Genomic DNA, 13,396 nt, shown 5'->3' with positions numbered 1-13,396 from the left:
GTTTCAGAAAAGCGAACGGTTTTACCGCAGTAGAACCGTTCGCCCGGCATCAGAAGAAGGTTTCCATCTGAACGCCAAATGTCCACTCATCGCCTGAAGTGAAACCTTTCTGACCAAAGGTGTCATTTGGGCTGTATTTATCCAGATCGCTATCCCAGTTCATCCACGTTGCAAAAACGCGTAATTCAGGACGGGTAAAAAAGGGCGAAATATCGTCAGGCCGGAACGTCGGTGCAAAGGTCAGCTTGTAAAAATTCCCGCTCACCTTCTGGTATTGCTGATAGCCATTGGGATCGAGATCCATATACTGCCAGGTGGCTTCGTACCCCAGCGCGAAGTTTTGCGTGATGTTCTGCATCAGTCGTCCGTTCAGGGTTATCCAGCGATAATCATCGCCTTTCACATAGCGATCGGCACTTTGCTGGGCTAACAGCGAAGGCGCAAAGTCCCAGTCAGGCGCAAGATTGACGATGCCATAACTGGCCAGACGTAACGTTTTTGCATCAGACAGTAACGCCGGATCGGTACCAATGTTCTTCACTTCTGCGCCAAGACCCTGTCCCCATGAGATCACGCTGCGCGTTTCACCCTGGGTCAGGCCATAAAAACTGTCACCCTGATACCCTAACAGCGCGGTGTAGCCTTTGTTCGCCGCATTGAAGACTTTATATCCGCTTAAGGTCTCACGCGCTTCATTGTCTTTTGCCTGCATCCCACTGATGAACAATTGCACCGGGCCAAAATAGTTGTTGGCTGTCAGAACATAGTTTTGAACGTCATTGTTGACGACGTCCACATCGCCAAAACTACGACCAATGAAGGAGAAGTTACTGCGGATGTTATCAGTCCAGCGGATGTCATAAATACCGCCACCCGTGCCGTTGAGCGCGACGAATTTGGAATCCAGCCAGGGGATTTCAAAGTTGTCGCGATCCACACGCTTACCGGCCCATAGCGTCGTATCCTTGAAGGGACCCGTAAAACTTGGAAGCGAGGCGATTTCAGCAAAGGCCTGGCTTACGTTCAGCGTGCTGGAATCCGCCGTCCAGTCGTTATAGCTTTTTTGCTGATCGGCAATCATTGTCATAAATCGGGTTGTTGCGCCGTTCTCCAGCCGCTTTTTCTTCTCCAGATAGACTTCAACATACGTATCCGGTTCGTTACCCAGACGGCCGATCGCACCGCCCGTTTGTCCGGCAGGCGTCATAAACGGACCACCCTGAGTGTGGCGGGCATTATGATTGGTCATTATGCCGGCACGCGCATAACCATGCAGCTCAAAATAGTCATCTTCATCGGGGGTTATTTTTTCAATTCGTTGGGTGCGGGCTTCCAGGCCCTCCACCGTTTTTATCGCCTGCTGTGATTCTTGTTCCGTCTGCTTTAATTGACTAACCAGTTGGGCATTTTGTTGTTCGGCCAGTGCGGCCCGGCTTTCAGCTTTTTGCAAACGCAATTCCAGTTGGGACAGCCGTTCTTCTATATTTAAATTTTGCGAAGAATAAGCGTACGGGATGGTGAAAAGATGAATTAAACCGAGGCTGATACAGGTCATAGAGGTAATTTTCATATTGTTCTCGGAGATTTCTATCATTATTAAGGTACAGGGAATTCTGCGCTTTCAGAAAGCGCAGAGAATCAGTATTATTATTTTTGTATTAGTCGAGGTGGTATACTTCTTCCATTTCTACCCATAGCGTGCCTTCGGGTTCCCCCTCCAGCGGCATCTGACAGGGTGAAGTTTCCCGCCACCACTCTTGTGTTTTGAGGTGTGCCGCCATTTTTTGTTGGTCGGCTTCATAGTCATCACCGGTATATTCCAGATAACTAAACAGCAGCCCATTTTTATAATAAATGGAAAAATTACGCAGATTACATTCCTTAATCATGGCATTGACTTCAGGCCAGGGATTTGCGTGAAGCTCCTTATAATATTCCAGTTTTTCGGGGCGGACTTTAACCACGCAGCCAAAACGACGAATCTTGTTCATATTACTGACGCTCCTTATTAATTACACCCGCGCGCCGTAGGATATTTTCAATTTCTATTTCCATTTCTACGGTCAGTGGCGACGCGGGGGGTAATGAATGGACAGAAATGTCCAGGCCAATAAGCTGTAACGCATATTTCACGGCATTATAAAAGGGCAGATCCAACCCGTAGAGGGGAGGGATCCATGACAGTGACTGTTGCAGTTCCACGGCACGGGAATAATCCTGCGCATGCCAGGCATCGCGGATCCCACAGGTGAGTTGCGGCGCAAAATTAGCGCTGGCAGGAATACAGCCATCTCCCCCGAGGATTAATGTGCCAAGCAGATATTCATCATAGCCGGCGAAGACAGCAAAATCGGGACGTACGGGTTTTACCGCATGGAGCGTCTCCCTGATATGGGAAAGCGTATCTACCGTATCTTTCAAACCCACAATATTGGGACAGTCGACGGCAAGGGCTTTGATAATCGATACCGGTATAGACTGCCCGGTCAGCGCGGGAAAATTGTACAAAATGATCGGCACCGACAGCGCCTCAGACACTTTTTTGAAGTGCTGAAGCAGGTTGCTTTCACTGAGCGGGTTATACCAGGGGTTCACGACGACCACACCATCCGCGCCGAGGCGTTGCGCATGAAGACCGGCTTCAATCGTCTCCTGTGTTCCGCAACTGGCAATACCGATTAGCACGGGTTTTCGGCCGGCAACCTGGCGAGTGCAAAAAGCAGCGACGTCCTGGCGCATCTCGCGCGACATATGGGCAAACTCCCCGGCGCTGCCGAGGAAAAAAAGCCCGTCGACAGGGGAATTGATCAGGTGTTCGATTAGCGTCGCCTGCGCCGTTTCGTCGAATTCGCCCTCTGCGGTGAAAAGCGTTGGGACGGGAGGAATCACCCCGCTGAACACGGGTGGGGTTATCTGTTGTGTCATTGTACGTTCGCTCCGTTAAAAGCCTGCTGATAGAGTGCGGCGATATCCTCGACCGTGGCCTGGCGTGGGTTTCCGCCGGTACAGACATCGTTAAACGCGGCCAGCGCCAGTTGCGGGATATCGTCCTGATTCATCCCAATCTCACGCAGTGATGCGGGGATCCCAACATCACGATTGAGTTGACAGACCGCATCGACAACAGCCTGTCGTACCTGTTCCAGCGGTAGCGTGGCGGCGTCGGGAATGGTCATTGCCAGTGCGATGTCGCGGTATTTTTCTCCGGTGTAGGCCGCATTCCATGCCATGATCCCAGGCAGCAGGATGGCATTGGCCACACCGTGCGGCGTGTTGTAAAACGCGCCCAGCGGATGCGCCATGCCATGGACGAGGCCGAGACCCACATTGGAAAAGCCCATACCGGCGATATATTGCGCAAGCGCCATTTTTTCCATTGCTTGTGCATCGCCAGCAACCGCACTGCGTAGCGATTTGGCAATCATTTCAATGGCTTTAAGATGAAGCGCATCCGGTAATTCCCAGGCGCCGCGCGTGATATAACCCTCAATGGCATGAGTCAGGGCATCAATGCCGGTGGACGCTTTGAGCGAACCTGGCATGGCATCCATTAAATCCGCATCCACAAGGGCGACCTGTGGAATGTCATGCGGATCGATGCAGACAAATTTCCGCTGCTGCTCTTCGTCGGTAATCACATAATTAATCGTGACTTCTGCCGCGGTCCCCGCCGTGGTGGGAAGAGCAATAACAGGCACGCAGGGACGAGTCGTTTCAGCGAACCCTTCCAGACTGCGAACATCCTCAAATTCAGGGTTATTAATGATGATCCCGATAGCTTTGCAGGTGTCCTGAGGCGATCCGCCGCCGATGGCGATGAGCACGTCAGCGCCGCTGGCGCGAAATTTGGCAACGCCTTCCTGCACTACGGTTATACCGGGGTTCGGGACAACACGGTCAAACAATGTCCAGGCAAAACCGGCCTCATCAAGCTGGGTGGTAATTTTCCCGACAATCCCGCATTTGACCAGGCCGCTGTCGGTGACGATCAGCGCCCGGCTAAAACCCCGTCGGGTGAGTTCATGTATTAACTGGCTGCGGCAACCTCGCCCAAACCAGGAGGTTTCATTTAATATCATACGTTGCGTCATTATAGCGTCCCTCTTGTTGCGGACAGGCGAGGGCCCACCCACCCGTTGCCGAGTGTGGTCTCGCCTGCGAACCGTTATTTTTTATTTAACCGATTTAATCGGTAATACAAAGAATGATGAAGCAAAGACAAAAATAATGGCGGCAATAAATAATGATGAATAATCATTATTGAATGTCGCTAATAACCAGGCCGATAATATAGGGCTAAATGATTGTGGTAATACCGTCGCGATAGTCAGGATCCCCATATCTTTACCTGCTTGTTTACCGCCGCCAGGTAATACCTGAGTCATGAGTGCCATATCAATGGAGGTATATGCCCCGTAACCCAATCCCATAATCGCGGCATAAATATACATACCGGTCAGCGTTGGCATGAGCAGAGGAATACAGAGGCCAGCCGCCATCAGAATTGTGGAGAGAAAAACGAAAATCTTACGCCGCTGCAGTTTATCGGAGATGACACCGGATACCAGACCGGAAAAGAGCAAGGTGACCAGCGTGATGACCGAGATCGTACCGATGGCGTAGTTGGACTCCTCAACACTTAGCCCAATGAAATCCTGAAGGATATACAGTTGATAGGTGACCACGCCCTGATAGCCCAGATACATCGCAAAGCGGCCAAAGAATGCCCAACCGAAATCGGGATACTGACGTGGACTGACCCAGAAGTTTTTGAAAAACGTTCCCCATTTGAAGGGCTCTACCGGTAGATCTCGCGTCGACGGTTCACGGTTGATCAACACAAAGGCGAGACAGCAGGCAGCGATCGCCAGAGCAAACACGAGGTAGCCTAACTGGAGATTCCATGCCAGATATCCGGCGAGGATGATACCGACGGTCCCGCCCGCTGTCGAACCAGCCCCGACGAAGCCTGAAGCTATCCCTCTATTTTCAGGTAAGAATCTATCTGCCACGACGGTGGCGAGCGGCCCATTCATACAGTTCAGCGAAACCGATGCCATCAGCCAGAAAACCGCAATTCCGGCGATGGTTGTCATCATTGAGATGCCGAAAATCGCCAGTCCACCGATTAACGCGCCACCGACAATGAAAGGCGATCTGCGGCCCCAGGTTGAACGGCATCGATCGGATAATGCCCCGGCAATGGGTTGCGCGAAAATGGTAAACAACAGGGCCGTGGTCATGACAATCGCCAGGTTATTGGCTTTATTTGCCGGGTCGATTTGCGCGACATGGTTCGGCAAAAGAACGGAAATAACACCACAATACAAGGCCAGCAGAACAAAGAAATTAGTGAACAGGGAAGCCAGAAGAATATTTTTCTTTTTCCCGGTGACCATGATATTGCCTTCGGGAGAGTCGGTTTGGTGCTTATCGGCAGCCTTCCCGGATGGCAATGTGTTGATATTATCAGACATGCTTATTTCCTCAAATTTTATACAGTAGGGTAAAATGAAATAAACGACATCAGTGTAAATTTGACTTTTTTAACCTTTCCTGGCTTTTTTCAGGTATATATTCCTGGCGTTATCAGCCATGATTGCGTTTATTTCCTCCGGCGACAGAGAGGTAATGGCGTCGGTCACGCAATTCCTCCAGCGGGTATAGCCTCCGGCCAGTTCGACAACCGGCCAGTCACCGCCAAATAAGCAGCGTTGTGCGCCAAATGTAGTGATGGCCTGTTGTATCCAGGGCTTCAGATGTTCCGGTTGCCCGTTTTCCCAGTCGGCCTCCGTCGGCAGTCCCGAGAGTTTGCAGACGAGGTTGGGGAAGGTTGCCAACTGTTTAATTCCCTCCACCCATTCTTGCCATTCGTTGCGGACGATGGCCGGTTTGCCTATGTGGTCGAGGACCACGCAAGCCTCCGGTGCCCGTTCGTAGAGCCATGTCATCAGGTCGTAAAGGGCAGGCAGTTGTGCAGCCCTGACGCACATATCAATGACAAAACCTTCTTCTACTGCCGCCAGCAAACCGGCACGGTAATCTGCGCTGTAAAACCATTCCCGCGCTTCGTTCTGTAGGGAACGGCGAATACCCACCACGCGCGGAAGCTGTCGTAACTGGCGCAGATAAGGAATGACGGCGTTACCACATTCCAGGGGCGCCCAGGCGACAATGCCTGCTATGGCAATCGGACTGTCATCAGCCAGTTGATTCAGCCAGTTCACTTCTTTAATGGCCTGTTCAGCCGCGCAGTCGGCCTGAACCACAATTGCCGCATCCGGCGCTCCGGCATGCCGGGCAAGCTCCTGCGGTAAAAAAGCCCGGTTTAGCGCTGGCAGGTTGCGGAGCCAGTCATAGCGCAATAATCCCGGATCCCAGAGATGAAGATGACTGTCGAGCGTTTTCATTTCTGCGCCTTCCCGCCGTTACCTGGCAACACATCCCAGCCGATATTCAGTACTGGCGCCATCAGGGCGTTAATGTTGTCCAGCAGTTCAGGATCGAGCGGTTGCTCGGACCAGCGGACGTTATCAAGCATGTTATCGGCGCTGGCGGTCCCAATGACGGTGGACGCAATACCGTGCTCAGCGGCGGTTGTCAGAGCAAACTGCAGGGCAACCTGCGCGATGTTCACGCCGACGCTGTCGCACAGTTCAGACACGCGGCGACATACGCGCTGGACATCGTCGTGGGCCGGATGCCAGTCCGGCGCGCCTGAACGGGTCAGCAGTCCCATTGAGAGTGGGGACGCATTGAGGACGCCAATACCTGCTTTGTTCAACCGCTGCGCTACGGCGCCCAGTCGTCGGTCCTGTAAAGTCCATGTGCAATAGGCCATGACCGTATCGACTTTCTGCTCGCAGGCGACACGTTCGAGTAGCGGCAGGTCGTAGCCGGTGATACCGACGTGGCGGACCACGCCGCTGTCCTTGAGTTCACGAAGCGTCGGCAGCGCTTCATCCAGCAGTTGCGACATCTCTCCGTATTCAATGTCGTGACACTGAATGACATCGATGTAATCACAGCCCAGGCGAGTGAGGCTCTCTTCCACACTGCGTAAGGTGGCATCGCGCGAGAAGTCCCAGAGGCTGTCGCCATAGCGGCCGACCTTGGTCGCGAGGGTGTAACTTTCACGACGAACGCCTTTAAGCGCGACACCTAATGCCGTTTCGGCTTTCGTGAGTCCGTAATAGGGGGCAACATCAAAGTAGTTCACGCCATGACTGAGCGCGGTGGCAACAGTCTCATTGGCTTGCTGTTGAGACACCGGATGATAAATGCTACCCAGCGATGCGGCTCCCATCGCGAGAACGGGGACCTGAATTCCTGTGTGGCCCAGCGGTACGGTTTTCATTTTGTAGTCCTTGTTGATTGTTCGGGTTGTGGTGACTGGAGCGTCAGCCTTAGCCCGGCGCGTTCCGGTCTGACATGGGGGCCCTGGGCAATCGTCCAGCTCCCCTTATCGTGCTGTGACTGAATTGCCGTTTCATCAATGGAAATACCGAGTCCGGGTTCATCGCCCAACAGGATGCCGCCATTTTCTATTCGTTGATCCACCTGGAGACCCAACGGGAAATTCAGGTCCTGCACTTCACAACTCAGATGATTGACGACCGAGGCGGCGGCGTGGGCAACGGGGTTGGCGTTGTAGCCGACGGGGCTGACTGGCAGGTTAAACGCCTGCGCCAGATTCGCCACGCGCAGGAAATGGGTAATCCCCCAACACATTCCCGCCTGTAGCACATCGACCGCCTGCGCGTTCAGCAACGGCAGGTACTGCTCTATACCCGTCAGGTTTTCTCCTGTCGCCACCGCGCAGGTTACCTGCTGGCGAATCGCGGCGTGACCGGCGGCATCCCAGCGTCTTACAGGTTCCTCAATCCAGCTCAGATCCAGCGTTTCCTGTAAACGATTGATATAGCGGACAGCCTGTTTGCTGTTCATTGACTCATTGACATCCAGCATCATGACCGGCGAAGGGGTGTTACGCAGATAAACCTCTCTGACCGCCGCAAAGCGTTCCCGGTCCTGCTCAACGTCCAGCCCACCTTTGAGTTTGAATGCGCTGAATCCCCGATCGGCAAAACGTTGATGCAATGCGACCAGCGCATCCAGTGAGAGCGGGTAATCCAGTCCGGACGCATAGCCAGGAACGAACCCCTGCCTGGCGCCAAGCTGCCGCCAGAGCGGTTCTCCCGCGCACTTCGCTTTCAGATCCCATAACGCCATGTCGACAACGCCGATGGCGCCGAAGGTGTTACCGGCATGACCACTTTTGAAAACCCAGGCCAGCATGCGATCGTAAAGTGCGGTCACCGCACGGGGATCTTCACCTTCAATCGCCGGGAAGACACGTTCGATGTCGGCATGCCCGCCGAGGCCAATCCCGGTGATCCCTTCGTCTGTTTCCAGCATCAGAACAGGCACTTCGGTCACCCCGGACTCGATGGTGCCGTTAACATCACCAATCGGTCTTTCCCAGTGATGCCAGGTGGTTAGCGTACGCCAGCCTGTAATTTTCATCCGTCTCACTCCTCTGTGTGCTGTACGGTACGTAAATCAATCACCATTCTTCCCTGGATTGTGCCGTCGTCCATTTCCTTGAAAATGGCATTGAGCTCCTCCAGTTTTCGGGGCTGTACGACAGGACGGACGCGCCCGGCAAGCGCATGCTGGAAGGCTTCCGCCAGATCCTGACGCGTTCCCACCAGGCTGCCGACAATCTGGATGCCATCAAGCACCGTCTTGACGATATTCAGCGAGAGTTCACCGGCAGGAACGGCCACGCACACGACTTTGCCACCGGCCCGGACGCTATTAACCGCCTGATTAAAGGCCGAACGCGCGACTGCCACTACAATTGCTGAGTGCGCGCCGCCCCCCGTTAACGCCTGAATCCGGGCGGGAACATCCTCTTTATTGGGGTTAAGCGTGACGTCCGCGCCGCTTGCTTTGGCCAGTGCCAGTTTGTCGTCCTGAATATCGATGGCGATCACGCGGGCGTTAAACACATTGCGGGCAAACTGGATCGCCATATTGCCTAAACCGCCTGCTCCCCAGATTGCCAGCCACTGCCCCGGACGGACTCCGGAGACCTGGGCTGCCTTGTAGGTTGTTACGCCCGCGCAGGTAATGCTGCTGGCCACCAGGGGATCAAGACCTTCCGGGACTTTTACCGCGTAATCCGCTTTGACGATGCACTGTTCGGCCATCGCGCCATCGACGCTGTAACCGGCATTTTTCACGTCGCGGCAGAAGGTCTCCCGCCCGCTGACACAGTATTCGCATACGCCACAGCCCTCATAAAACCAGGCAATACTGACGCGATCGCCCACCTTCAGGCTGGTCACGTCGTCAGCAATGGCGCTGACAATCCCGATGCCTTCGTGCCCTGGAATTCGCCCCGGCACCGGGCCAAAATCACCCTGCACGACATGTAAATCGGTGTGGCAAACGCCGCAACATTCCACGTTGACCAGCGCTTCACCGGAGGCTAACGCCCGCACGGCCTGCTGGCGAAATTCCACTTTGCCTGGCTGCGCCTGACTGATTACCGCTGCTTTCATCATCCTGTCCTGTCAGTTAAGTTCCGGTACGAGGTTGTCGACAATCCGCTGGCGCCGTGCAACATAGGAGGGGAGGGGCTGTACGCCAGACGCGTCGGTGAACCAGGCGAAGGGATCGGTGCTGGCGACCAGGGCGAAGTTGGCCCAGGGCTCAAACGATCCGGAACGGATAATCAGCTTGGCTTGCAGGGCTATTTCGTGGCACAGCGTTTCATGGCTCGCGGCGAAAAATTCCGCGCCTGAACCGGTGTAGATCGTTTGTACCTCGCGGTACAACTGCGGATGGCAGTCGCGGACTTCGCTGGCAAAATGCACCTCTTCGACGAAGAGTTCTTTACGCAGCACGCGCAGGATCTCCCGGACGTCAATCTGCCCGGGCCAGAAGCCCAGATCGATTCGGTTCGCGTGCGCCGGAATCGGGAATCCCGCATCGGTAACCAGGACAATATCGGTGTGGCCTAAGGTGGCTAACGCGGCGGCAAGTTCAGGGTGTAATATTCTGTCGGGTCTCATGTTATGGATTCCTTCGGCTCAGGTTGAATTGCATCCAGGCATCGACATCGCTGCGATATTTATAAGAGGGAACCGTTTCCCAGTCAGAGCAGCACAGTGCCGCCGTGGCGTTAGCAAACAGGACCGCTTCGTTAACGGGTTTACCTTCATCCAGCGCCACAGCAAGGGCGGCGTTAAAACTATCACCTGCGCCGTTGCTATCGACGACGTCTACCAGACAGGGCGGTATCTCCAGCGTCGTATCAGCGGTGTAGACCGCCGCGCCCGCGTCCCCCAGCGTCATCACCACATAGCGGCATCCCGTTTCCAGTAGCCTGTCGGCAACCTCGCGGTTACTCAGCGGATCGTCCGGAGCCAGCCCTAGTGCGACACGAGCTTCCGTTTCATTGGGCGTCAGGAAGTCAACCGCGCTCAAATCGCGTCCGCGAAGATCTCTGGCCGGCGCCGGGTTGAGAATCGTCGTCTTATCCAGCGCTTTGGCCTTTCTTAAACCGTAGAGCGCCGTTTCGAGCGGAATTTCTAACTGGGTTAACACCACGTGGCTGTTTTTAAGTTGCTGCAGCGCGTTATCGACAAGGGCAGGGGTAAAAAGCTTGTTAGCCCCCATATCTACCACAATGACATTGCGTCCTTCTTTGTCCTTAATAATCAGGCCCGCGCCGGTGGGCAGTTCGCTGGTCAGGGTCAGCGCATCAATATTGATCCCTTCTTCCTGCATCAGTTCGATAAACTCATTACCGAAGGTGTCATTACCCACCACGCCGCTGTAGGCGACATCGGCCCCTAAGCGCGCGGCCTGAACCGCCATGTCGGAGCCTTTTCCTCCCCATGTCTGGCGGAAGTCATGTCCGATTAGCGTTTCCCCGGCGAGCGGGATACGTTCAGCGGTCATGACCAGCGCTTTCGCGTAGCTACCGAGAATAAATACACTCATCACATACTCCTTAAATTGTGCAGGGCGTTGTGCCGCTGCGGCCAGCGGCACATTTCGGTTAATAAGCGTTGATGTCGCCAACCAGTCCTTTGACCAGTTCAGGACCGGAACTGGTCCCCACTAATTCAGCACCCGCTACGAACATCTCTTTCATTTTCTCAATCGTATTCACTTTACCGGAGACTTTGACCCGGCAAGGCGCCTGGATGTGAGCTTTGAGAAGTCGCACATCTTCCACCGTTGCGGCGCAACCGCCTTTGCCCCAACCGCTTGACTGTTTCACCCAGTCAATACCGGCTTCATAGGCATAACGGGTAGCTTTGATTTTCATCGCTTCTTCGGTGATGAAACCAAATTCCAGCATGGCTTTCACTTTCATTCCCAGGTCATGCGCGACATGGGTGACTTCCTTCAGCTCACGGAAATAAAGTTCATCCTCCCCCCCAGCAGAAAACCCGGATTGGGTGGGAAATCAAACTCATCGGCACCTTCTTTTGCCAGTTCGCGCACCACGGCAACTTTCATTGCGGTGGTGTCGTTCGCCTGCGGAAAGTTCACGGTTGTGGCGACACGAACCCCTGTCCCTTTCAGCACATCTTTGGCAAGGGAGACCCAGCAGGGGGCAATCATTGCCGCATCAAACTGATACTCCATACAGATATTCAGATGCTGGATAAGCCCTTCCCGGGTTAAGTCAGGATTGACGTTCGTGAATTGAATGGCTTTGGCTACCTGACGTGGGTCATTAAAATCGATCATTTACTGCGACTCCTGTTAGCTGAAAAAACATACGTTATGGGCTAAGACCTACTTTAGGGAGGGGGCAGAAAATGTGTGATAGGCAAGAATCCCGGCTATATGGACAGAATTTTCAGGGTGAAATTTTTGCGACATCAGTCGCAATTCCGCACGGCGGGAGGCCATCATGAACGAGGGGGATTAAGACAGAATGCAGTTTTCAGGCAGGAACGCGTTGTTGCTTACATGAGGGCTGGCGTCAGTCCACAGCAAAAAGCGCGGAGGGGGCTTACCGATGCTCCGCGTTTGCTTCTTCAGACTGCGATCAGAGTTGTTTTTCGTACAGGCGATAGCGCTTATAGGCAACTCCGCCGATGCGCTCCAGGATTGTGCGCATCCCGCTGTTTGACTCCAGAATCCAGGACATCTCCAGCGCGTCAATATGGTGTCTGGCAAACGGGTCGCGTAATGCCTCAATTAACAGCAGAGCCATGACCGGGCCAATGCGGCTGAACTGATATTCCTGACGAACGCCCATCAGAGGCACTCGCGCGGTGCGCACGCCGCTCACTTTCAGTCGCCAGAACAGTTTAGCCCAGCCGAAAGGCAACAGCCGACCCTTGAGATCGGCAATCGCCTCATTAATATTCGGCAGGCCAACGATAAAGGCGCAAGGCACGGAATCTATTTCAGCAATGTGAATCATATCGTCCGGAACAAGGAACTTGAGCTGCTCGCCCATGGTGGCGAATTCGTGTTCCGTGAAGGGGACAAATCCCCAGTTGTGTTGCCATCCGGAGTTAAAAATTTCACGCAGAATCTGCATTTCTTCACTAAACCGCTTACGGTTGATGCTGCGGATGGTGACCTTTTGACGCACCTGATCCATCAGTCGGACCAGCGACGGTGAGAAAGATAAATCGGTGCGCTGCATCCAGTAGGCCAGCAGATCGATTCCCTTTGTGTATCCCAGTTGTTCCACGTGAGCGCCATACCAGGGTTTCCCGTGCGGCATCAGCGCACAGGGCGGCGTCTCGAAACCATCAACCAGCAGGCCACTTTCCTGGTTAATGTTCAGGCTAAAAGGTCCGGTGATTTTTTGCGCCCCGGCGGATTTCAGCCATGATTCGGCGGCGGCAAACAGTGCGCTAAAGACTTCGGGGTCGTCGATGGCGTCGAGCATGCCAAAATGACCGGTGTCGTCGCCATACCGTTTATGATGCAGGGTATCAATTTGTGCCGTGATACGCCCGACGACGCGTCCCGCTTTTTTAGCGACCCATGCCTGCCAACGGATATGTTCGGAACCTGGATTTTTTGCTGACAGATGCTCTGCGCGTTCAAAGTGCAAGGGTTCGATCCAGCTGTCGTCGGCGCAATAAAGTGAAGAGGGGAAAGAGATAAACGCGTTGAGGTCATGTTTATTCATGACTTTTTGTATCTGAATCATAAATAGCCTTAAATAAAAAGTGCAGAAATAAACATAATGACATTGACTGCCATGTTGTCAGTCGAAACGAAATAAATTACTGAATGTCTATTTTTCTCTTTTACCACTTAATGCGGTTGGCGATAAAACAGCGCGGTAAAACGTAGTGCCGGCGGCGGACAGAGCGTTAATGATAACTCTCTATGCAGGGAA

The 13,396-nt window shown here is 53.7% G+C and carries 12 protein-coding genes and 1 pseudogene; all 13 read right to left on the bottom strand.

The window, feature by feature from the left end; all coding sequences use genetic code 11:
- Nucleotides 1-49: 49 nt before the first annotated feature.
- A complete protein-coding gene (locus WM46_RS09420) occupies nt 50-1,570 on the bottom strand; it encodes a carbohydrate porin (protein ID WP_102603813.1) in 1,521 nt (506 codons plus the stop codon).
- Nucleotides 1,571-1,658: 88 nt separating this feature from the next.
- Complete coding sequence (locus WM46_RS09415; protein ID WP_187394473.1) at nt 1,659-1,991, bottom strand: L-rhamnose mutarotase; 333 nt, start codon at nt 1,989-1,991, stop codon at nt 1,659-1,661.
- A 1-nt stretch (nt 1,992) separates the two neighbouring features.
- Entirely contained in the window at nt 1,993-2,925 is a 933-nt protein-coding gene (locus WM46_RS09410) for a dihydrodipicolinate synthase family protein (protein ID WP_102602098.1), read from the bottom strand.
- Entirely contained in the window at nt 2,922-4,091 is a 1,170-nt protein-coding gene (fucO, locus tag WM46_RS09405; RefSeq protein ID WP_102602097.1) for a lactaldehyde reductase, read from the bottom strand. Before fucO ends, WM46_RS09410 begins: the two co-directional genes overlap by 4 nt.
- Nucleotides 4,092-4,172: 81 nt before the next feature.
- Nucleotides 4,173-5,477: an MFS transporter gene (locus WM46_RS09400; RefSeq protein ID WP_200113120.1), complete on the bottom strand. Its 1,305-nt coding sequence runs from the start codon at nt 5,475-5,477 to the stop codon at nt 4,173-4,175.
- 69 nt (nt 5,478-5,546) lie between these two features.
- Nucleotides 5,547-6,410 carry an amidohydrolase family protein gene (locus WM46_RS09395; RefSeq protein ID WP_102602096.1) on the bottom strand — a complete coding sequence of 288 codons (864 nt, stop codon included), beginning with the start codon at nt 6,408-6,410 and terminating at the stop codon, nt 5,547-5,549.
- Entirely contained in the window at nt 6,407-7,357 is a 951-nt protein-coding gene (locus WM46_RS09390) for an aldo/keto reductase (RefSeq protein WP_102602095.1), read from the bottom strand. Before WM46_RS09390 ends, WM46_RS09395 begins: the two co-directional genes overlap by 4 nt.
- The gene (locus tag WM46_RS09385) at nt 7,354-8,526 is read right to left on the bottom strand and encodes a mandelate racemase/muconate lactonizing enzyme family protein (RefSeq protein WP_061077093.1); all 1,173 of its coding nucleotides are present in this window, start codon (nt 8,524-8,526) and stop codon (nt 7,354-7,356) included. Before WM46_RS09385 ends, WM46_RS09390 begins: the two co-directional genes overlap by 4 nt.
- Before the next feature lie 5 nt (nt 8,527-8,531).
- Complete coding sequence (adhP, locus tag WM46_RS09380; RefSeq protein WP_061077094.1) at nt 8,532-9,569, bottom strand: alcohol dehydrogenase AdhP; 1,038 nt, start codon at nt 9,567-9,569, stop codon at nt 8,532-8,534.
- A gap of 12 nt (nt 9,570-9,581) precedes the next feature.
- Nucleotides 9,582-10,082: an RbsD/FucU domain-containing protein gene (locus WM46_RS09375; RefSeq protein WP_102602094.1), complete on the bottom strand. Its 501-nt coding sequence runs from the start codon at nt 10,080-10,082 to the stop codon at nt 9,582-9,584.
- 1 nt (nt 10,083) lies between these two features.
- Complete coding sequence (locus WM46_RS09370) at nt 10,084-11,016, bottom strand: ribokinase (protein ID WP_061077096.1); 933 nt, start codon at nt 11,014-11,016, stop codon at nt 10,084-10,086.
- 58 nt (nt 11,017-11,074) lie between these two features.
- Nucleotides 11,075-11,775: pseudogene (deoC, locus tag WM46_RS09365) on the bottom strand (deoxyribose-phosphate aldolase).
- Nucleotides 11,776-12,079: 304 nt separating this feature from the next.
- A complete protein-coding gene (locus tag WM46_RS09360; RefSeq protein WP_102602093.1) occupies nt 12,080-13,204 on the bottom strand; it encodes an N-acetyltransferase in 1,125 nt (374 codons plus the stop codon).
- Between the last annotated feature and the right edge of the window lie 192 nt (nt 13,205-13,396).

Source organism: Citrobacter freundii complex sp. CFNIH2, assembly GCF_002880615.1.
Classification (GTDB): domain Bacteria; phylum Pseudomonadota; class Gammaproteobacteria; order Enterobacterales; family Enterobacteriaceae; genus Citrobacter_A; species Citrobacter_A amalonaticus_F.
Note: the sequence above shows the minus strand (reverse complement) of the source record. Positions and strands in the feature narration are given on the sequence as shown.

Coding starts and splice junctions, on each gene's coding strand:
- WM46_RS09410 (WP_102602098.1), bottom strand. CDS start 2,925: ATGACACAACAGATAACCCCACCCGTGTTCAGCGGGGTGATTCCTCCC.
- adhP (WP_061077094.1), bottom strand. CDS start 9,569: ATGAAAGCAGCGGTAATCAGTCAGGCGCAGCCAGGCAAAGTGGAATTT.
- WM46_RS09415 (WP_187394473.1), bottom strand. CDS start 1,991: ATGAACAAGATTCGTCGTTTTGGCTGCGTGGTTAAAGTCCGCCCCGAA.
- WM46_RS09375 (WP_102602094.1), bottom strand. CDS start 10,082: ATGAGACCCGACAGAATATTACACCCTGAACTTGCCGCCGCGTTAGCC.
- WM46_RS09390 (WP_102602095.1), bottom strand. CDS start 7,357: ATGAAAACCGTACCGCTGGGCCACACAGGAATTCAGGTCCCCGTTCTC.
- WM46_RS09400 (WP_200113120.1), bottom strand. CDS start 5,477: ATGTCTGATAATATCAACACATTGCCATCCGGGAAGGCTGCCGATAAG.
- WM46_RS09395 (WP_102602096.1), bottom strand. CDS start 6,410: ATGAAAACGCTCGACAGTCATCTTCATCTCTGGGATCCGGGATTATTG.
- WM46_RS09385 (WP_061077093.1), bottom strand. CDS start 8,526: ATGAAAATTACAGGCTGGCGTACGCTAACCACCTGGCATCACTGGGAA.
- WM46_RS09420 (WP_102603813.1), bottom strand. CDS start 1,570: ATGAAAATTACCTCTATGACCTGTATCAGCCTCGGTTTAATTCATCTT.
- WM46_RS09370 (WP_061077096.1), bottom strand. CDS start 11,016: ATGAGTGTATTTATTCTCGGTAGCTACGCGAAAGCGCTGGTCATGACC.
- fucO (WP_102602097.1), bottom strand. CDS start 4,091: ATGACGCAACGTATGATATTAAATGAAACCTCCTGGTTTGGGCGAGGT.
- WM46_RS09360 (WP_102602093.1), bottom strand. CDS start 13,204: ATGATTCAGATACAAAAAGTCATGAATAAACATGACCTCAACGCGTTT.